The 19,715-nt window shown below is 64.4% G+C and carries 19 protein-coding genes; 11 read left to right on the top strand and 8 right to left on the bottom strand.

Annotation, left to right across the window (positions count from 1 at the left end; all coding sequences use genetic code 11):
• Positions 1-42 precede the first annotated feature (42 nt).
• From FNJ84_RS06860 to recN, 7 genes are all read left to right on the top strand, one after another.
• Positions 43-933 carry a D-alanine--D-alanine ligase gene (locus tag FNJ84_RS06860; protein ID WP_255471088.1) on the top strand — a complete coding sequence of 297 codons (891 nt, stop codon included), beginning with the start codon at positions 43-45 and terminating at the stop codon, positions 931-933.
• Positions 921-1,841, top strand: coding sequence for a cell division protein FtsQ/DivIB (locus FNJ84_RS06865; protein ID WP_255471089.1), 921 nt, complete (start codon positions 921-923; stop codon positions 1,839-1,841). Before FNJ84_RS06860 ends, FNJ84_RS06865 begins: the two co-directional genes overlap by 13 nt.
• A gap of 12 nt (positions 1,842-1,853) precedes the next feature.
• Positions 1,854-3,188 (top strand): cell division protein FtsA, encoded by a 1,335-nt coding sequence (gene ftsA, locus FNJ84_RS06870; RefSeq protein WP_143792284.1) that lies wholly within the window; start codon positions 1,854-1,856, stop codon positions 3,186-3,188.
• A gap of 226 nt (positions 3,189-3,414) precedes the next feature.
• Entirely contained in the window at positions 3,415-5,052 is a 1,638-nt protein-coding gene (ftsZ, locus tag FNJ84_RS06875) for a cell division protein FtsZ (protein WP_143792285.1), read from the top strand.
• 228 nt (positions 5,053-5,280) lie between these two features.
• Entirely contained in the window at positions 5,281-6,216 is a 936-nt protein-coding gene (gene lpxC, locus FNJ84_RS06880; protein ID WP_143792286.1) for a UDP-3-O-acyl-N-acetylglucosamine deacetylase, read from the top strand.
• A gap of 155 nt (positions 6,217-6,371) precedes the next feature.
• On the top strand, positions 6,372-7,223 hold the full coding sequence (locus FNJ84_RS06885; RefSeq protein WP_143793008.1) for an outer membrane protein assembly factor BamD: 852 nt from the start codon (positions 6,372-6,374) through the stop codon (positions 7,221-7,223).
• Between the two features lie 12 nt (positions 7,224-7,235).
• Positions 7,236-8,882, top strand: coding sequence for a DNA repair protein RecN (recN, locus tag FNJ84_RS06890; RefSeq protein ID WP_143792287.1), 1,647 nt, complete (start codon positions 7,236-7,238; stop codon positions 8,880-8,882).
• 9 nt (positions 8,883-8,891) lie between these two features.
• On the opposite strand, the gene FNJ84_RS06895 is transcribed toward recN, so the two are convergent.
• From FNJ84_RS06895 to FNJ84_RS06920, 6 genes are all read right to left on the bottom strand, one after another.
• The gene (locus tag FNJ84_RS06895) at positions 8,892-9,338 is read right to left on the bottom strand and encodes an RcnB family protein (RefSeq protein ID WP_143792288.1); all 447 of its coding nucleotides are present in this window, start codon (positions 9,336-9,338) and stop codon (positions 8,892-8,894) included.
• Between the two features lie 151 nt (positions 9,339-9,489).
• A complete protein-coding gene (locus tag FNJ84_RS06900; RefSeq protein ID WP_143792289.1) occupies positions 9,490-9,795 on the bottom strand; it encodes a hypothetical protein in 306 nt (101 codons plus the stop codon).
• A gap of 98 nt (positions 9,796-9,893) precedes the next feature.
• The gene (gene mmsB / locus FNJ84_RS06905) at positions 9,894-10,763 is read right to left on the bottom strand and encodes a 3-hydroxyisobutyrate dehydrogenase (protein WP_143792290.1); all 870 of its coding nucleotides are present in this window, start codon (positions 10,761-10,763) and stop codon (positions 9,894-9,896) included.
• On the bottom strand, positions 10,760-11,767 hold the full coding sequence (locus tag FNJ84_RS06910; RefSeq protein WP_143792291.1) for an enoyl-CoA hydratase/isomerase family protein: 1,008 nt from the start codon (positions 11,765-11,767) through the stop codon (positions 10,760-10,762). Before FNJ84_RS06910 ends, mmsB begins: the two co-directional genes overlap by 4 nt.
• A 3-nt stretch (positions 11,768-11,770) precedes the next feature.
• A complete protein-coding gene (locus tag FNJ84_RS06915) occupies positions 11,771-12,916 on the bottom strand; it encodes an acyl-CoA dehydrogenase family protein (protein ID WP_143792292.1) in 1,146 nt (381 codons plus the stop codon).
• Between the two features lie 157 nt (positions 12,917-13,073).
• Positions 13,074-14,573, bottom strand: a complete 1,500-nt coding sequence (locus FNJ84_RS06920; RefSeq protein WP_143792293.1) for a CoA-acylating methylmalonate-semialdehyde dehydrogenase — start codon at positions 14,571-14,573, stop codon at positions 13,074-13,076.
• Between the two features lie 103 nt (positions 14,574-14,676).
• Between FNJ84_RS06920 and FNJ84_RS06925 the strand changes: the two genes are divergently transcribed.
• The 4 genes from FNJ84_RS06925 (at position 14,677) to FNJ84_RS06940 (ending at position 17,630) form a co-directional block, all read left to right on the top strand.
• Positions 14,677-15,579 carry a LysR family transcriptional regulator gene (locus FNJ84_RS06925; RefSeq protein WP_143792294.1) on the top strand — a complete coding sequence of 301 codons (903 nt, stop codon included), beginning with the start codon at positions 14,677-14,679 and terminating at the stop codon, positions 15,577-15,579.
• A gap of 73 nt (positions 15,580-15,652) precedes the next feature.
• Complete coding sequence (locus FNJ84_RS06930; protein ID WP_143792295.1) at positions 15,653-16,114, top strand: CBS domain-containing protein; 462 nt, start codon at positions 15,653-15,655, stop codon at positions 16,112-16,114.
• Between the two features lie 85 nt (positions 16,115-16,199).
• On the top strand, positions 16,200-16,697 hold the full coding sequence (coaD, locus tag FNJ84_RS06935; RefSeq protein ID WP_143792296.1) for a pantetheine-phosphate adenylyltransferase: 498 nt from the start codon (positions 16,200-16,202) through the stop codon (positions 16,695-16,697).
• Between the two features lie 54 nt (positions 16,698-16,751).
• The gene (locus FNJ84_RS06940) at positions 16,752-17,630 is read left to right on the top strand and encodes a DUF2189 domain-containing protein (RefSeq protein ID WP_370454585.1); all 879 of its coding nucleotides are present in this window, start codon (positions 16,752-16,754) and stop codon (positions 17,628-17,630) included.
• Positions 17,631-17,787: 157 nt separating this feature from the next.
• Here the strand turns inward: FNJ84_RS06940 and FNJ84_RS06945 are convergent, their stop codons facing one another.
• Both FNJ84_RS06945 and FNJ84_RS06950 read right to left on the bottom strand, forming a co-directional pair.
• A complete protein-coding gene (locus tag FNJ84_RS06945; protein WP_143792298.1) occupies positions 17,788-18,312 on the bottom strand; it encodes a polymer-forming cytoskeletal protein in 525 nt (174 codons plus the stop codon).
• Positions 18,302-19,627, bottom strand: coding sequence for a M23 family metallopeptidase (locus tag FNJ84_RS06950; protein ID WP_255471090.1), 1,326 nt, complete (start codon positions 19,625-19,627; stop codon positions 18,302-18,304). Before FNJ84_RS06950 ends, FNJ84_RS06945 begins: the two co-directional genes overlap by 11 nt.
• Positions 19,628-19,715 lie beyond the last annotated feature (88 nt).

Raw genomic sequence — 19,715 nt, forward strand, 5'->3', positions numbered from 1 at the left:
GCGGGCAGGTCGAGCAGGACAGCCCACACCGTAGCTGTTCTGATGGGCGGACCCTCGGCCGAGCGCGAGGTGTCGCTGTCATCGGGGCGCGAATGCGCGGATGCGCTGCGGGTGGCGGGCTTTGAAGTCATCGAAATCAAGCTGGGTGCCGAACTGGGCACCGAAATCGTCACGCGCCTGACCGAGGCGCGGCCTGATGTGGTGTTCAATGCATTGCATGGCCGGTGGGGCGAGGATGGTTGCGTGCAGGGCCTGCTGGAATGGATGGGGCTTCCCTATACGCATTCGGGGGTGCTGGCCTCGGCCTTGGCGATGGACAAGACCCGTGCGAAGGCGGTTTTGCGCGCCGCTGGCCTGCCGGTTATGGAAAGCATCGTTGCCGATCGCGACGAGGTGCGTGCCCGCCATGTCATGCCCGCGCCCTATGTGGTCAAGCCGAATAATGAAGGCTCCAGTGTGGGTGTCTATATCGTTGCGGCGGAAAACAACGGCCCGCCTGCGCTGGACGACAAGATGCCCGCCCGCGTGATGGTCGAAACCTATGCCCCCGGCCGGGAACTGACCGTGGCGGTGATGGGTGACCGTGCGCTTGGCGTGACGGAAATCATCGTCGAGGGCTGGTATGACTATGATGCGAAATACATGCCCGGCGGATCGCGCCATGTGATCCCGGCCGAGATCCCCCAGGAAATCACATCGGCCTGCCTGGACCTTGCGGTGCGTGCCCATGACACGCTTGGCTGCAAGGGCCTGTCGCGCACCGATTTCCGATGGGACGACACGCGCGGTTTGGCGGGGCTTATCATTCTGGAAGTGAACACCCAGCCCGGCATGACGCCGACCTCGCTGGCGCCGGAACAGGCGGCCCATGAAGGCATCGACTTCCCTGCGCTGATGCGCTGGATGGTAGAGGACGCGCTGTGGCAAGCCTGACCGATCATCGCGGCACGCCGCCCAAGCGCAAGCGCGATCCCGCGCCGTCACGGCTGGCCTATCGGCTGGAACGGATGTGGCTGACGCCTCTTTACCGGCGGGTCTTGCGGGTGGGTGTGCCGGCCTTTCTTCTGGCCATGTCGGTCGGCATCTGGATGTCGGACGAGGACCGGCGCGCGATGTTGCACGAAGGCATTGCAGGCCTGGTCGACAAGGTCCAGAGCCGCGAGGAATTCCAGGTCAAGATGATGACCATCGAGGGCGCCTCGCCCGCCGTGGACAAGGCGCTGCGGTCAATGCTGCCGGTCGACCTGCCGGCCTCCAGCTTCGATATCGACCTGACGGCGTTGCGCTTGCAGGTGATGGCCCTGGACGCGGTGGAAAAGATTGAACTGCGGATCAAGCCGGGCGGCATCCTGTCGGCGGTGGTGACTGAACGCCAGCCTGCGGTGCTGTGGCGCCATGCCCGCGGCATCGAGATGCTGGACAAGAACGGCCATCGCGTCGCCGGCGTCACCTCGCGCGAGATGCGGCCGGATCTGCCGATCATCACTGGCGATGGTGCCGATCAGGTCACGGCCGAGGCGCTGGCGCTGATCGACGCCGCCGGTCCGGTGCTGCCCCGCCTGCGCGGGCTTCAGCGTCAGGGCGAGCGTCGGTGGGATGTGGTGCTGGATCATGGCCAGCGCATCCTGCTGCCCGAGGTGGATGCCCTTCGCGCGCTGGAACATGCCATTGAATTGCAGCGCAGCGACGATCTGCTGGGCCGCGATATCAGCGTGATCGACCTGCGCGACCCGGCCCGGCCCGTGGTGCGCATGGGCGTTGATGCGCGCAACACGATCCGGGGCGCCCGTGGCCTGCCCTTGCTGGGGCCGGACGGGCAGGTGCTGGCAAATGATGGATAGGGTGACAGGGCAATGACCGATCTTTATCAGACTCAGCGTGCAATGCGGAACATGCGCCGCGCCGCCATGCAGCGGGGCGTGATCGGTATTCTGGACATCGGCACATCCAAGATCGCCTGTCTGGTGCTGCAATTCGACGGTTCCGGCGTCTCGCGCGAGGCGGATGGCGTCGGGCCGATGGCGGGGCAGGCAAATTTCCGTGTCATCGGCGCCTCGACCACCCGCGCGCGCGGCATGCGCTTTGGCGAGATCGACGCCATGGCCGAGACCGAACGCGCCGTCCGTACCGCCGTTGCCGCCGCCCAAAAGGTTGCCGGCGTGCGCGTCGATCACGTGATCGCCTGCCTGTCGGGCGGCCGGCCTGCCTCTTACGGGTTGGCGGGCGAGATAGGGTTGGAACAGGGCAAGGTCACGGAACATGACGTGGCCTCGGTGCTGGCATCCTGCGATACGCCCGATTTCGGCCGTGGCCGCGAGGTGCTGCATGCCCAGCCCGTGAATTTCGCGGTCGATCACCGCAGCGGCCTTGCCGACCCGCGCGAGCATTCGGGCAATCGGCTGGCTTGCGACATGCATGTGCTGACCGTCGATGGCGATGCGATCGGCAACCTGATCCACTGCATCCGGCGCTGTGATCTGGAACTGGCGGGCATCGCCAGCGCATCCTATGCCGCCGGTCGGGCCAGTCTGGTCGAGGATGAACAGGAACTTGGCGCGGCTTGCATCGACCTGGGCGGCGGCGGCACGGGCGTGTCGATCTTTATCAAGAAGCACATGATCTATGCCGATTGGGTCCGCATCGGCGGGCATCTGATCACCCAGGATATCAGCCAGGGCCTGCGCGTGCCCTATGCCGTGGCCGAGCGGCTGAAGACGCTGAATGGCGGGATCGAGGCCACCGGGCGCGATGATCGCGACATGATCGAGGTCGGGGCCGAGACCGGTGATTGGGAATCCGACCGCCGCAGCGTCAGCCGCAGCGACGTGATCGGCGTCATGCGCCCGCGCGTCGAGGAAATTCTGGAAGAGGTGCGTCAGCGTCTGGATGCGGCGGGGTTCGATTCGCTGCCCAGCCAGCAGATCGTGCTGACCGGCGGCGGCAGCCAGATCCCCGGTCTGGACGGGCTGGCGACGCGCATTCTTGGCCCCAATGTCCGCTGCGGCCGGCCGCTGCGAATCGACGGGCTGGCGCATCAGCTGACCGATCCCAGTTTCAGCAGCGCCGTGGGACTGGCCCTGTTCGCAGCCCATCCGCAGGACGAGTGGTGGGATTTCGAAATGCCCGCCGACCGCTATCCCGCGCGCAGCCTGCGCCGCGCCTATCGCTGGTTCCGAAACAACTGGTAGGGACCCGCAAAACCACCGATATGTGGCGGCGGCATAGCCCCCACCATATTCTGTTGTCTTGGCAAGATACCGCCGACGTTGCCTGTTCGTACCGCCATATTTTGCGGCCGAAGGGTGTTTTTCGGGTGACGTATGGGGGCATTGCCGCTACCATCGCAGGGATAACGGGGGATTCGACCGGGTGGGCGAACTAAGGCCCGGCAGACAGCGAAAACAGGCGGAAACCATGAACCTCAATCTGATGATGAATGACGAAGAAGAGCTGAAGCCGCGGATCACCGTGTTCGGTGTCGGCGGTGCAGGCGGCAATGCGGTCAACAACATGATCGAAAAGCAGCTTGAAGGCGCAGAATTCGTCGTGGCGAATACCGACGCGCAGGCGCTTGCCGGCTCGAAGGCGGAACACCGCATCCAGATGGGGCCGAAGGTGACCGAAGGTCTGGGCGCGGGGGCCAAGCCCTCGATCGGCGCCAAGGCCGCCGAGGAAACCATCGAGGATATCGTCGATCACCTGATGGGCGCGCATATGTGCTTCATCACCGCCGGTATGGGCGGCGGCACCGGCACGGGTGCTGCCCCGATCATCGCGCAGGCCGCGCGCGAGATGGGCATCCTGACCGTCGGCGTCGTCACGAAGCCCTTCCAGTTCGAGGGCACCAAGCGCATGCGTCAGGCCGAAGAGGGCGTTGAAGCCCTGCAAAAGGTCGTCGATACGCTGATCATCATTCCGAACCAGAACCTGTTCCGTCTGGCCAACGAAAAGACCACCTTCACCGAAGCCTTCGCCATGGCCGATGACGTGCTGTATCAGGGCGTCAAGGGCGTGACCGACCTGATGGTGCGTCCGGGCCTGATCAACCTCGACTTCGCCGACGTTCGCGCGGTGATGGACGAGATGGGCAAGGCGATGATGGGCACGGGCGAGGCCTCGGGCGAGAACCGCGCCGTGGAAGCCGCCGAGCGTGCGATTGCCAACCCGCTGCTGGATGAAATCAGCCTGAACGGCGCCAAGGGCGTGCTGATCAACATCACCGGCGGCTATGACCTGACCCTGTTCGAGCTGGACGAGGCGGCGAACATCATCCGCGACAAGGTGGATGCCGATGCGAATATCATCGTCGGTTCCACGCTGGATCCCAGCATGGACGGCACGCTGCGCGTCTCGGTCGTGGCCACCGGTATCGACGCCGAACCCGCCAGCGCCGAGATCCCGGCCCCGCGTCGTGGCATGTCCGAGCCGCTGACCCAGAACCCTTCGGTCGCGCAAAAGGCAAGCGCCGCGCCGCCGCAGGACGATGATCTGCCGGTCCCGCCGCGTCGCGCACCCGTCGCGCCCCCCGTCGCGGAAACCCGCCCTGTCGCAGCGCCTGCCGCGACCCGCGAGGTGATTGGCGATGACGACATGCCGCCGGCCGGCTGGAACCGCGTTCCGGCGCCCAAGGCGGCCGTCGCCCCGGCCAGCCCCGAGGTCGAGGACGAACTGACCAGCTATTACACGCCCAAGGCCCCCAGCCAGGATCGCGTGAACGTCAAGCCCGAGGTGATGGAGCGTCTGAAGCGCGCCGTCGAACATCATGGCGAACGCCCCTCGCGCCAGGCCGCTGCCGCCCCTGCGGGCGGGCAGGCCGGGCAACCGCAAGGCCGCATGGGCGGTCTGGGCCGGTTGATCGAGCGCGTTGCAGGTCATGCCGAAGGTGCCGCTGCCCCGCAGAAGCCGGCCGCCAGCACCATCGCCGAGCGCGTCAGCGAACGGGTCGCTACCCGCGCCCGTCAGGCCGAATCCGATTTCGACGATCTGGCCAGCCCCGACTCGGCCGATGACAATGTGGAAATCCCGGCTTTCCTGCGCCGTCAGGCGAACTGACCGCTCACGTTTGTGGGAAACGAACTGCTGAAAGGGCCGCCCGGTGCGGCCCTTTCCTTATTTGCGATCAATTTCTTGACCGCAGACAGGTCAGCAAACATGCGCTATCCGCGCCGATTGTTTCAGGCCGTTACAAAACGTTAATTGAGTGGCGGCAGGCCTGCGCTTACCTGAAGCTGCACCGGGACGCCCTTGCTCTCGGATTGAAATGGAATGGCAGGCAGAATCATGCAGGCGACGATCAAAAGCACGGTAGAGTTCGAAGGGGTCGGGTTGCACTCGGGCGCCCGCACCCGTCTGGCGATTCACCCGGCACCGGCAGGGCACGGCATTGTTTTTCGCCGCATTGACCTGACCGAAGGCGAAAACCGGCTGGCGGCACGGTGGGACAACGTGACCCCCTCGCCGCTGTGCACGCTGCTGGACAATGGCCAGGGCGCGACCCTGTCCACCATCGAACATGTGATGGCCGCGCTGGCCGGCACCGGCATCCACAACGCGCTGATCGACGTGGACGGGCCGGAAGTGCCGATTCTGGATGGCTCTAGCCAGCCTTTCGTGCGCGGTATCCTGCGTGTGGGCATCCGGCTTCAGGGCCGCCCGCTGCGCGCGATCCGCGTGCTGCGCCCGGTCGAGGTGCGCCAGGGCGAGGCTTTCGCCCGGCTTGCCCCCGCCGACCACCTGGAAATCGACTTCCAGATCGACTTTACCGACGAGGCGATCGGCCATCAGGAAAAGCGGCTGGACATGGCCAATGGCGCCTTCCTGCGCGAGCTTGCTGACAGCCGCACCTTCTGCCGTCAGGCTGATGTCGATGCGATGCGCAAGCAGGGCCTGGCCCTTGGCGGCACCTATGACAACGCGGTTGTCGTGGATGGCGCGCAGGTGCTGTCGCCGGGCGGGCTGCGCCATTCGGACGAGGCCGTGCGCCACAAGATGCTGGACGCCATGGGCGATCTGGCGCTGGCCGGTGCGCCGCTGCTGGCGCAATATACCGGGCATCGCGCCGGGCATGCGATGACCAACCAGCTTCTGCGCGCGCTGTTCGCCCAGCCCGATGCCTGGGAATGGGTCACCTGCTCGACCGATCTTGAGAATCGCTTGCCGGGCGCTGGCGTTGCCGCCTATGGCCCCGTGGCCGGGCACGAGACTGCACTGGGCTGACCGGCCCGGTGCATCTGTCCGCCGATGTCCTTGCGAAACGCAGGTCAAAATCAACAGATTGCCATTTTGCGCCCCCTGATGTTCTGTGCTAGGACGACCGGGCCGTCGCGCGTAAGCACCACGGTCACAAGACGGAATTGATGGACAGAGTGACCATGGCGCGTTCGAAATCGTCGGCAACCCTGATGGCAATCCTGCTTGCGGCATCGGTCGCTGCCGGTTGTTCCCGCATGGGCGGAGAATCGGAAGCGCCGCGCAATCTGGAAAATTTCTCGGCCGAGGAAATTTACAAACGCGGCGAATACGAGCTGGAAAATAGCCGCAAGCCCGAGGATGCGGTATTCTATTTCAGCGAGATCGAGCGGCTGTATCCCTATTCCGAATGGGCCAAGCGCGCGTTGATCATGCAGGCCTATGGCTATCACCGGGCCAAGAACTATGAAGAGGCGCGGGGCGCCGCGCAGCGTTTCATCGACACCTATCCGGGCGATGAGGATGCGGCCTATGCCAAATATCTGCTGGCGCTGTCCTATTACGACCAGATCGACGATGTGGGCCGCGATCAGGGCCTGACCTTCCAGGCCTTGCAGGCGCTGCGCGCCGTGATCGAGGAATATCCCGAAAGCGAATATGCCCGCAGCTCGATCCTGAAATTCGACCTGGCCTTTGACCATCTTGCCGCAAAAGAGATGGAGATCGGCCGCTATTACCTGAAGCAGGGCCATTACAGTGCCTCGATCAACCGATTCCGCGTGGTTGTCGAGGAATTCCAGACCACCACCCACACGCCCGAGGCGCTGATGCGGCTGGTCGAGGCATATCTGGCGCTTGGCCTGTCGGACGAGGCGCAGACGGCGGGTGCGATTCTGGGCCATAACTTCCAGTCCTCGCCCTTCTATCAGGACGCCTATGAGCAGCTGCGTGGTCGCGGCCTGTCGGCGACGCCGCAGGGCAATAGCTGGCTGACCAATATCTATCGTCAGGTCGTGCAGGGCCGCTGGCTGTAAAAGGGTCCGGCGATGCTTCGCCAGTTGGACATCCGCGATATGCTGCTGATCGACCGGCTCGAACTGAGTTTCGGGCCGGGCCTGAACGTGCTGACCGGCGAGACGGGCGCGGGTAAGTCGATCCTGCTGGATTGTCTGGGCTTCGTGTTGGGGTGGCGCGGCCGCGCCGATCTGGTGCGGGCGGGCGCCGAGCAGGGCGAGGTGACGGCGGTATTCGACCTGCCGGATGGGCATCCCGCGCGCGCGGTGCTGTCCGAGGTCGGCATCAAGCCTGAAGGTGGCGAACTGATCCTGCGCCGGGTGAATGGTGGTGACGGACGCAAGACGGGTTGGGTGAACGATCGCCGCGTATCCGGCGAAGTGCTGCGCCAACTGTCCGAGATGCTGGTGGAATTGCATGGCCAGCACGATGATCGGGGCCTTTTGAACGCACGCGGCCATCGGGCCTTGCTGGACGCCTTTGCCGGCCTGGACATGGCCGAAACCCGCAAAGCATGGACGGCCCGGCGCGAGGCGCGCGCCGCGCTGGAACGGGCCCACGAGGCACTGGTTGCAGCGAAGAAGGAAGAAGACTTCCTGCGCCACGCGGTCAAGGAACTGGACGATCTCGCGCCGGATACCGGGGAAGAGGCCGCGCTGGACAGCGCGCGCCGCAGCATGCAGGCCGCCGCACGCATCCGCGACGATGTGGCCCGCGCCTTGCAGATCCTTGGCCCTGATGGCGCCGAGGGCGCGTTGCTGGATGCAAATCGCTGGCTGGAGGGCGCGGCCGACAAGGCCGAGGGCCAGCTGGACGCCCCGATCGGCGCGCTTGGCCGCGCGCTGGTGGAACTGGGCGAGGCGGCCTCGGGCGTCGAATCGGCGCTGGATGCGCTGGATTTCGACCCGCTCGCGCTGGAGCGCACCGAGGAGCGTCTGTTTGCCCTGCGCGCCTTGGCCCGCAAGCATGATGTTCTGGCCGACGATCTGGCCGTTCTGGCCGATGATCTGCGCGAAAGGCTGGGCCGCATCGACGCGGGTGAGGATCAGATAGCAGCGCTGAAACAGGCCGTTGCCGCGGCCGACGACGCGTATGACAGGGCGGCCGAGGCATTGCACGCGCAACGCAGCCGCGCGGCCGGGCAGTTGGACAAGGCGGTCTCGGCCGAACTCGCGCCGCTAAAGATGGAACGTGCGGTGTTCGAGACGCGAATCACCCCGGCCGATCCCGGCCCCGAGGGGTATGATATGGTCGCCTTCACCGTGGCAACCAATCCCGGCGCGCCCGCCGGACCGCTGGACAAGATCGCCTCGGGGGGCGAGCTGTCGCGGTTTCTTCTGGCGCTGAAGGTCTGTCTGGCGCGCGGTAATGACGCCCTGGTGCTGATCTTTGACGAGATCGACCGGGGCGTCGGCGGTGCGACGGCCGATGCGGTCGGGCGGCGGCTGAGGCGGCTGGCTGATGACGCGCAGGTTCTGGTGGTGACACACAGCCCGCAGGTGGCGGCGCTTGGGGCGCATCATTTCCGCGTGGCGAAATCGGTGTCGGGTGGCATGACCACCAGCCGGGTCAGCCCACTGGACGATGCGGCGCGCATCAACGAAATCGCCCGCATGCTTGCGGGCGACAAGATCTCGGATGCGGCGGTGGATGCGGCGCGCGCGTTACTTGCGGGCTAGAACACCGCCCTAGTCGAGAATCGCGTTCACCAGCCGGATGAAGGACAGCAGCCGCCCGGTATCGGAATCGACCCGCACCAACTGGCCGTCGATGATGGCATAGCGGTTCCCGCGTGGCGGATCGCCAAGACCATAAAGACCGGGCTGGGTGATAACGTGAATGTCGTCCAAATCCAGCACATCACCGATCACGATGCCATTGTTGCCGCCCCGGCGCGCCTGCCCCGGAGGCACGCAGGCCGGGCTTTTCTTGGCAAGGCCGGGCGGGCAATTCGCCACGACGATCGGACGCTGCGCGCGCAGGATCTGGCCGTCACGAACCTCGACCCGCACATCGCGATCACGGTCGTGGCCGCGTCCGTTGCCCTGGTTGTTTTCTTTTGCAAAGCTGCTGACCGGGGCCACGATCATCGTGACGCCCAGCAAAGCCGCAGTCATCAGGCGTCGCTTGGTCATTGTCTTTTCCTTCGATCAGCGGCCCTCGGCGGACCTGCCGTTTATGTCGTCACATTTGCAGAACAACGATTGTCCTTTGGCGGCGGTTCCGCAGCGCGCCGGCCCTGTGACAGTTGTGATCGCCGTCAATCCGGCTTGGGCAACAATGCCTCTAATCCAGGATGGTGCTCTGGCTGCGCAGGATAGACAGAACCTTCATGGTCTTTGGATCGACCCTGATCAACTGACCGCTGGCAACGGCATATTCGCTGTTGCCGACATTGCGGCCCAGCCCATAAAGGCCCGGCTCGGTGATGATGTGAACCTGATCGGCGGGCAAGATGTCGCCCACCGCGATACCGGCTGTTGATTGTGCCGCCGCCGGCCCGCTTTCCGACTGCGAAAAGCCCCTGATCCCAACCGCCGTGAATGCGGCGGCAACCACCAGAATCTGCGCCAATGAGGCCGCGCGTGCCATTTCCTTGCCCCGGTTTTCACCTGTCCTTATTCCGGGCGAACACGGGCCCCGTTCCTGAGTTCCGTAATCTTCGAAAAAAACATGCAACCGTGGCGGATTCACCCGTTCCGTCTGTTGAACCGTGGCAGCATGGCCGAGAAATCACGCCCGCGGCCGTCCTCGCGTTCGACAAATTCCTCGTAAAGGTCCCGCGCCTGTCGGCCCATTGGCGTGTCGGCGCCGGCCGAGGCTGCGGCATCCTGCGACAGGTTCAGGTCCTTCAGCATCAGTTCCGCCGCGAAACCGGGTTTATAGTCGTTATCGGCGGGCGATTTCGGCCCGATGCCGGGGGCGGGGCAATAGGCGTTCATGCTCCAGCTGTAACCCGAGCTGGTCGAGACAACGTCGAACATCTTCTGCCGGTCAAGGCCCAGCTTGTCGGCCAGGGCGAAAGCCTCGCAGGTGGCGATCATGGTGACGCCAAGGATCATGTTGTTGCAGATCTTGGCCGCCTGACCCGCGCCCGAGGCGCCGCAATGCACGGTCTTTTGACCCATTATGTCAAACAGTGGCTGGGCGGTGGCGAAGGCCGCGTCATCGCCGCCGACCATGAAGGTCAGCGTGCCCGCCTGTGCCCCGCCGATGCCGCCGGAAACCGGCGCATCCAGCGCGCCGAGGCCCGCGGCCTGTGCGTCAGCCGCCACCGCGCGGGCGCTGTCCACATCGACGGTCGAACAGTCGCACAGAACTGCGCCCGCCCGCATGGCCGGGATAACCTGTTCCGCCACCGCGCGCAGGATGGCGCCATTGGGCAGCATGGTGATGACGACGTCGGCGCCTGTTGCGGCCTCGGCCGCGCTGGCCGATTTGGTCACGCCCTCGGGCATGGGGGCGGCGGTGTCGAAACCCGCGACCTGATGCCCGGCCTTGGCCAGATTGGCCGCCATCGGGCCGCCCATATTTCCCAAACCGATGAATGCGATCTTCATGCCTTGTCCTCCCAGTTCAGTTCATCCGCGCCAAGCGGCGCCAGCATCGCGCCCACATGGGCGGCCGAGGCATCGGCGTGCCATTTCGGATTGCGGTCCTTGTCGATGATCTGGGCGCGCACGCCCTCGACGAAATCGCCCATTTCGGTGGCGCGATAGGTAAAGCGGAACTCGCGGGCCAGCGAATCCTGGATGCGCTGGTCGGCCCGTGCCGCGCGCACCATCGCCAGCCCCGCCGCCATCGAAAGGGGCGAGTTGCGGCGGATGGGTTTCAGCGCGGCCTGATCGCCAGCGGCTTCCAGCGCGGTGACGATATCGGCCACAGTCTCGCCGCCGAATGCCGACAGGTCGCGATCGGCCAGCGGGGCAGGGGGCGGGGTCTGGCCATGGATGACTGATGTGCTGCCGGTGGTTTCCAGCTGCGCGATCAACGCAGGCCAGTCGGATTCGGGCAGGTAGTAATCCGCAAACCCGGCATGGATCGCGTCGCCCGCACCCATGCGGTCGCTGGTCAGCATCAGATATTCGCCGATCCGGCCCGGCGCGCGGGCAAGAAGCCAGGTGCCGCCGACATCGGGGATCAACCCGATGGTGCTTTCGGGCATGGCGATCTGCGTGGTGTCGCCCACGATCCGATCGCTGGCATGGCCGCCAACACCCACGCCGCCGCCCATGACAAAGCCCTGCATCAGTGCCACCACGGGCTTGGGGTAATCGGCAATCGCCGCGTTCATCAGATATTCGTCGCGGAAGAAGTCGCGCCCGATCTGATGGTTGCCCTCAAGCCCGCCGCGATAGACGGCGGCGATATCGCCACCGGCGCAAAAGGCACGCTCGCCCTCGGCATCAATGACAACCAGATCGACCGCCGGGTCTGCCCGCCACTCGTCCAGCGCCTGATGGATGGCCAGTGCCATCTCGTGCGTCAGCGCGTTCAGTGCCTGCTGGCGGGTGAAGGTGATGCGACCGGCGCGTCCTGTCTTGCGGATATTGAGGTCGTTCACGGCTTATCCCCGCTCGGCCAGAAGGGCGCGGCCGACGATCAGGCGCATGATTTCATTCGTGCCCTCAAGGATCTGGTGAACGCGCAGGTCGCGGACGATTTTTTCAATGCCGTAATCGGCCAGATAGCCATAGCCACCATGCAGTTGCAGGCATTGGTTGGCGACCTCAAACGCGCGGTCGGTGACGTAAAGCTTGGCCATGGCACAGAATTTGGTCGCGTCCGGCGCGCCGTTATCCAGCTTCCACGCCGCCTGACGCAGGAAGATGCGGGCCGATTGCAGGGCGGTTTCCATCTCGGCGAGGCGGAATTGCAGGGCCTGGAACTGGTCGATGCTTTTGCCGAAAGCGCGGCGCTCGCCCATATAGGTCAGCGTTGCGTTCAGCGCCCCCTGGGCGCCGCCAAGCGCGCCCGCGCTGATGTTCAGCCGCCCGCCATCTAGGCCGGCCATGGCATAGGTAAAGCCCTTGCCTTCCTGACCCAGCAGATTGTCATGCGGGATCACGCAATCGTCGAATTGCACCTGCGAGGTCGGCTGTGCCTGCCAGCCCATCTTGTGTTCCAGCGCGCCGAAGGAAAGGCCGGGCGTGCCATCCTCGACGATCACCGTGCTGATGCCCTTGGGGCCATCCTCGCCGGTGCGGACCATGGTGATATAGACGTCGGAATAGCTGCCGCCCGAGATGAAGGCCTTGGTGCCGTTCAGGCGGTAGCCCTCATTGGTGCGATCGGCGCGGGTTCGCAGCGCGGCGGCGTCGGAACCGCTGCCGGGTTCGGTCAGGCAATAGCTGAAGATCTTTGACATGCTGCACAGGTCGGGCAGCCATTTCGCCTTGGTCTCGGGCGAGCCGAACTTGTCGATCATGCCGCCGCACATATTGTGGATCGACAGGAAGGACCCGACGGCGGGATCGGCCATGGCCAGGGCTTCAAAAACCAGCGTCGCGTCAAGGCGAGACAGGCCCGAGCCGCCATATTCCTCGCTGACATAAAGGCCGCCGAAACCGAGCTGTGCGATTTCGGACCACAGGTCCTTGGGGATCGTGCCCGCGGCTTCCCATTCGCGCGAATGCGGCGCGATGCGGGTTTCGCCGAAATCACGGGCCATGTCGAAAATGGCCTGCTGTTCCTCGCTAAGCGCAAAATCCATCGGAAGCCTCCCCTCTCGTCAGGATATGAACGTTTGTTTAATTATCAGGGCCGGGCGTCGACGTGCAAGTCCGGCTTTGGGGCGGGGCAGGGGGGCGCTGCCCCCCTCGGCGCTGGCGCGCCTCACCCCCTGGGATATTTGGATCAAAGCGAGGGGATCAGTCCATCGCCTTGAAGTTGAACTCGCCACCTTCCTTGATGCCCGAGGGCCAGCGCGCGGTCACGGTTTTCGTGCGCGTGTAGAAGCGGAAGGCGTCGGGGCCGTGCTGGTTCAGGTCGCCGAAGCCGGATTTCTTCCAGCCGCCGAAGGTGTGATAGGCCAGCGGAACCGGGATCGGGACGTTGATGCCGACCATGCCGATATTGATGCGGCTGGCGAAATCGCGGGCGGTGTCGCCGTCACGGGTGAAGATGGCGGTGCCGTTGCCGTATTCGTGGCTCATGGCGAGGTCGAGCGCCTCTTCATAGGTCTTGGCGCGGACGGTCGACAGGACCGGGCCGAAGATTTCGGTCTTGTAGATGTCCATGTCGGGGGTCACGCGGTCGAACAGATGCGGGCCGACAAAGAAGCCGTCTTCATAGCCTTGCAGGCTGAAATCGCGGCCGTCGACAACCAGTTCGGCGCCCTGATCAACGCCTGATTGCACCAGGCGCAGGATGTTTTCCTTGGCGGCCTTGGTGACGACCGGGCCGTAATCCACGTCATCTCCGGCGGTATAGGGGCCGACCTTCAGTTTCTCGATCCGCGGCACCAGCCGTTCGATCAGCGCATCTGCGGTCTTTTCGCCCACCGGAACCGCGACCGAGATCGCCATGCAGCGTTCGCCCGCAGCGCCATAGCCGGCGCCGACCAGCGCGTCCGCCGCCTGATCCAGATCGGCATCGGGCATGATGATCATGTGGTTCTTGGCGCCGCCGAAGCACTGCGCGCGCTTGCCGGTGCGGGCGGCCTCTTCATAGATATATTGCGCAATCGGGGTCGAGCCGACGAAGCCCACCGCCTGAATGACCGGGCTGTGCAGGATTGCATCGACCGCGCCCTTGTCGCCATTGATCACCTGCAACACGCCATCGGGCAGGCCGGCCTCTTGCAGCAGCTTGGCCAGCATCAGGGGCACCGAGGGGTCACGTTCGGACGGTTTCAGGATGACGGCATTGCCGCAGACCAGCGCCGGACCCATTTTCCACAGCGGAATCATGGCGGGGAAGTTGAAGGGGGTGATCCCCGCAACCACGCCAAGCGGCTGGCGCATCGAGAAGATGTCGATGCCGGGGCCGGCCGAATCGGTGAACTCGCCCTTCAGCAGATGCGGCGCGCCGATCGAGAATTCGATGACCTCCAGGCCGCGCTGCACGTCGCCCTTGGCGTCGGGGAAGGTCTTGCCATGTTCCGAGGACAGCACCTCGGCCAGCTGGTCCATGTCGCGGTTGATCAGGTCGACAAAGCGCATCATCACGCGGGCGCGGCGCTGCGGGTTGGTGGCGCCCCAGGCGACCTGTGCCTTGGCCGCGCTGGCGATGGCGGCGTTCATTTCGGCGTCAGAGGCCAGAGGAACCTTGGCCTGAACCTCGCCCGTGGCGGGGTTGTAGACATCAGCGAAGCGGCCGGACGTGCCTTTGACTTCCTTGCCGTCGATCCAGTGATACAGTTCTTTCATCGCGTCCTCCTGAATGCATTGCCGGTATCTTAGCCTTGCGGAAATGCTGCGAGAAGGGGCAGTGTGGCAAAATCGTTTTGCGATTATGCAAAGGGCTTTGGCGATGGATTGGGACGATCTGCGCATATTTCTGGCTGTGGCGCGGGCGGAAAGCCTGTCTGGCGCGGGGCGGCGGCTTGGGCTGGATGCCTCGACCATGGGGCGGCGCGTCGCCCGGCTGGAGGATGCCACCGGCGTCACCTTGTTTCTGAAAACGCCCCAGGGCTATGCGTTGACCGAAGAGGGCGCGCGGTTGATCCCCCATGCTGAGGCGGCCGAGCAGGCGGCAGCGGCGGCGGCAGAGGCGGCCAGTGGCGAGGCCGGGATTGGTGGCCAGTTGCGGATCGGCGCGCCGGATGGCTGTGCGAACTATCTGCTGCCGCAAGTTGCACGCCAGTTATGCGAGGCCTATCCGGGGCTGGAGGTGCAGATCGTTGCCCTGCCGCGTGTCTTTAACCTGTCCAAGCGCGAGGCGGACATGGCTATCGGTGTCTCGCCGCCCGAAACCGGCCGGCTGGTGGTGCAACGACTGGTCGAATATCGGCTGCATCTTGCCGGGCATCGTGACTATCTGGCGCGTGCGGCGGCGCTGACAAGCCTTGCCGATCTGCGCCATCATCGGCTGATCGGCTATATCCCCGACATGATTTTTGACCGCGAACTGGATTATCTGGCCGAAACCGGGGTCGAGGCTGCGGCGATCACCTCGAATTCCGTTTCGGTGCAGATGCAGGCGATTCGGGCCGGGGCGGGGCTTGGAATCGTGCATGATTTCGCGATTCCCTTCACGCCGGGGGTGATCCCGGTGCTGACCGACAAGATCGCGTTAAGCCGCAGCTTCTGGCTGCTGCGTCATGCCGATGACCGTGCCAGCCGCCGCCTGACGGTGCTGGCCGAGGCCCTGGCGCAGGCTTTGCGGCGCGAAGTTGCCCGGCTGGAGGGGATGGTGCCGCGCGATGGGTGGTGAATGCCGGGCTTGACGGACCGGCAGAAGGTGAAAATGATACCCTCAACGTATGCGCGAAAATTTGGGGGCAGTCATGCTGGTCAATCAATTGCTGTCGATGAAATCGGATTCGGGCAAACCGGGCGTTGCGGGGACAACGATCGCGACGGTCAAGCCGTCGGATACCGTGGCAGATGCCGTTCGCCTGTTGTCCGAACTGCGGATCGGCGCGGTTGTGGTGTCAAGCGACGGCAAGCGGCCCGAAGGCATCCTGTCGGAACGTGACGTCGTGCGGCAACTGGGGCAGAAGGGCGCGGCGGTGCTGGACAGCCCGATCAGCGAATTGATGACCCGCGAGGTACAGACCTGCACCTTGTCCGAGGATGCGCTGATCATTCTGGATCGCATGACCAAGGGGCGGTTCCGGCACCTGCCGGTAGTGGATCAGGATGGGGCGATGCTGGGCGTCGTCTCGATCGGGGATGCGGTCAGCGGGCGGTTGAAGGAACTGGCGGCCGAGAAAGAGGCGCTGACCGGGATGATCATGGGGAACTAGGCGGGGTTTTCCGGTAAAGGCTTGAAATCCGCGGCATGATCGGCTTTGTCAGTCAATATGGCGGCTAACCGGAGGAGCCCTGTCCATGCGTATCGGCCTGTATCCCGGCACTTTCGATCCCATCACTCTGGGTCATATCGACATCATTCAGCGTGCGATGATCCTGGTTGATCGCCTTGTCATCGGTGTCGCCGTCAACAAGGACAAGCGGCCCCTGTTCGATCTGGAGGAACGGGTGGCGATGGTGACACGGGAATGCACGCCGATCGCGGAAAAGACCGGCACGCAGATCCTGGTTCATCCCTTTGATAACCTGCTGATCCATTGCGCCCGTGACGTGGGCGCCACGGTCATTGTGCGCGGGCTGCGGGCTGTGGCTGATTTCGAATATGAATTTCAGATGGTTGGCATGAACCGCGCCATGGATTCCAGCATTGAGACCGTGTTTCTGATGGCCGATGCGCGCCGGCAGGCCATTGCCTCGCGGCTGGTGAAGGAAATCGCCCGCCTGGGTGGCGATGTGTCGCGATTCGTCACACCGGATGTTGAAACCGAGCTGTTGGCGCGGGTTCGTCAACATTGACTTGATCGGCAGTTGCTGCGGACCTAGCCTCTGACCATCAGAGGGAGGATCCACGTGTCCCAGCCGAACCCGCCGCAAGATGGCCCCGATCCCGGTTCGGTTCTGACGCAAGATGGGTCGCGTGGCCAGCGGCCGATCCGGCCCGATGGCATTCCAGAGCCCGCAAGAATAACGGCCGGTTCCGTCGGGCAGGCCCTGGCTGCCGGGTGGCGGGACTTTCGCTGTGCCCCGGCCTTTGGTCTGCTGTTCTCGGCTTTCTACGTCGCCGGCGGCCTGGTCATGGCAGCAGTCGCAATGGCGTCGGGCCAGGAATGGTGGCTGATCCCCTTCATCGTCGGCTTTCCGCTGATTGCCCCCTTTGCGGCCGTCGGCCTGTATGAGGTCAGCCGGCGGATCGAGGCCGGCGAGCCGTTGGACTGGCCGAAGGTCGCGGGCGTGGTCTTTGCGCAGAAAGATAGGCAGATCCCGTCGATGGCCATGGTGATCTTGTTGATGTTCATGTTCTGGGTCTTTGTCGCACATACGACATTCGCGCTGTTCATGGGGCTGTCTGCGCTGACCAATATCACCTCATCGCCCGAAGTTCTGTTTCAGGGGCGTGGCTTGTTGATGCTGGCTGTCGGCACGCTGATCGGCGCGGGATTCGCCACCGTGCTGTTCTGCATCACGGTGGTGGGACTGCCAGTGCTGCTGGACCGCGAGGTCGATTTCATCACGGCCATCATCACCTCGTTCAAGGCCGTGTTCCGCAATCCGGGGCCGATGCTGCTTTGGGCGGTGGTGATCGCGGGGCTGCTGTTTCTGGGTATCCTGCCGCTGTTTCTGGGCCTGTTCATCGTGCTGCCGGTTCTGGGTCATGCCAGTTGGCACTTGTATCGCCAGCTGATCCCGGACAGGGGCCAGGGCGAAACGCAAGGCCGCCCGTCGCGATAGCGGCTTGCAGGCGGCGCTTCGCGCGCGACAGCTGCGGCAATCTGATCAACGCACACCACGACGGCAAAAGACAAAGCCCAGGCGTCTGCCTGGGCTTTGTCGATCCTGGTAACCGGGCGATATGGCCGCGGTTTTCCTGAGTTGCTGGCTTGCCAGATCAGCTGGCAGCCGTCGGCGGTGCCAGCTTCTTGGCGCCTTCGCCGGCCAGCGGGTCGTCCTGACGCTGGACCGAACCTTCGAAATGCGCGCCGGATTCGATGGCGATGGTCTTGTGGACGATGTCGCCCTCGACCCGCGCGGTGGCGGACAGACGGACCTTCAGGCCACGCACGCGGCCGACCACACGACCATTGACGATGACTTCGTCTGCAACGACTTCGCCCTTGATGGTCGCGCTTTCGCCAACCGTCAGCTGATGGGCGCGGATGTCGCCTTCGATATTGCCCTCGATCTGGATGTCACCCTGGGTGCGGATATTGCCGGTTACCGTCAGGTCGGAAGACAGCACCGATGGCGCGGTGCGCGCGCGCGGGGCGGCTGGAACAGGCGCTGCCGACTGGTCGGCGCCGCGTTCGGGCGTGCCCATGGGGGCGCTGCTGGCGGGTTGGCTGGCTGCCTCGGCCGGGGCCGGGGTGCCGGGATTGCGGTTTCCGGTATCGGTTACGCGGGATTTAGTAAACATTGCTTGCCGCCTCGATAAAGCTCATTGGATTCACGGCCCGACCATTCACCCGAACCTCATAGTGCAGATGCGGGCCGGTCGAGCGCCCGGTATTGCCCATATCACCGATTCGCTCGCCTTGCGACACACGTTGGCCGACCTTCACGCGAATTTTCGACAAATGGGCATAGCGGGTTTCGGTGCCCAGCTCGTGTTCGATCTTGATCAGATAGCCGTAGCCGCTTTGACGGCCCGCAAAGGTCACCACGCCATCGCCCGGTGCCACGATCGGCGTGCCGACCGGGCCAGCCATGTCGATACCCTCGTGCATACGGCCCCAACGGCGACCGAAACCCGATGTGTAGCGGAAGGACGAGGCGACCGGCATGGCCAGCGGCAGCTTTTCCATCGCGATGCGATAGGTGTTCATCTGGTCCAGCGTCACGATGATCTGGTTGGCCTTGGTCTCGCCCTGCGAGATCGCGGCATCGCCATGGCTGGAATAGGCGATCGGGGTCAACGGACCGCCCTGACCGGAATAGCCGCTGCGGATCGTCCGCAGCACCTGATCAGGATCCATCCCGACAGAGCGGAAAACCTTGTTCAGCGGCTCGACCGAGATGGTGACGGCATCTTCAAGCTGGGCAAAGATCTCGTCGTGGCGGGCAAGAATCTGATCGCGTTCGACAGCAATCTGTTCGGCTGCGATGCGGGCCTGTTCGGCCTCGGCCACGGCTTCGGCGCGGGCGGATGCGGTCTGCTTCAGCTCGTCGGACAGGATATCCAATGCGACCGAAAATTCCTGCGAACGACCGGCTTCGGGCAGGGGTTGTCCGGTGCCGTCCTCGATCGCAGCCGTCAGCGAGGCGGCCTCGTCCTGGGCGCTGTCACGCTCGACGATGGCATTGCGCAGCGTCGACTGGACGACGCCCATGCCTGTTTCCAATTCGCGCCGCGCCTCTTCCGATGCCAGCAGCTGCGATTGCATCTTCGAGACCTGATCAAGCGCGACGGTGAACCTGCTTTGGGCGGTCGCCGCTTCGGCGGCGCGCGTGTCCCGTTCGGCCGACAGCTGTTCCAGCCGGTCCTCGAAGGCGATCTGTGCGCGCCGGATCTGGTCGCGCGAGGAATCCGCGCTGATCGAGTCGATCACCAGGATCGAGCTGGCAAGGATCGCCCAGCCAAAGACAACCGCAGTGCCGCCGATCGCCACGAATTGCGTCAGCGGGCGCAGCCGAACGAACCGGGTGCTGTCCTCGGATCGCAGAAAAAGCCGTTGTTCGGGTAGCCAGCGCTCTAGGGCCGTGTTCAGACGGTGCGTGATACCAAATGCCAATGCATGTCCCCAAGCTGTGGCGCACCGTTCGATCGGTCGCCTTATGGTTCCAGTCAGGGTTTCGTAAACAGGTGCTGTGCCCTCAATG

This window comes from Paracoccus sp. M683 (assembly GCF_007096355.1).
GTDB lineage: Bacteria > Pseudomonadota > Alphaproteobacteria > Rhodobacterales > Rhodobacteraceae > Paracoccus.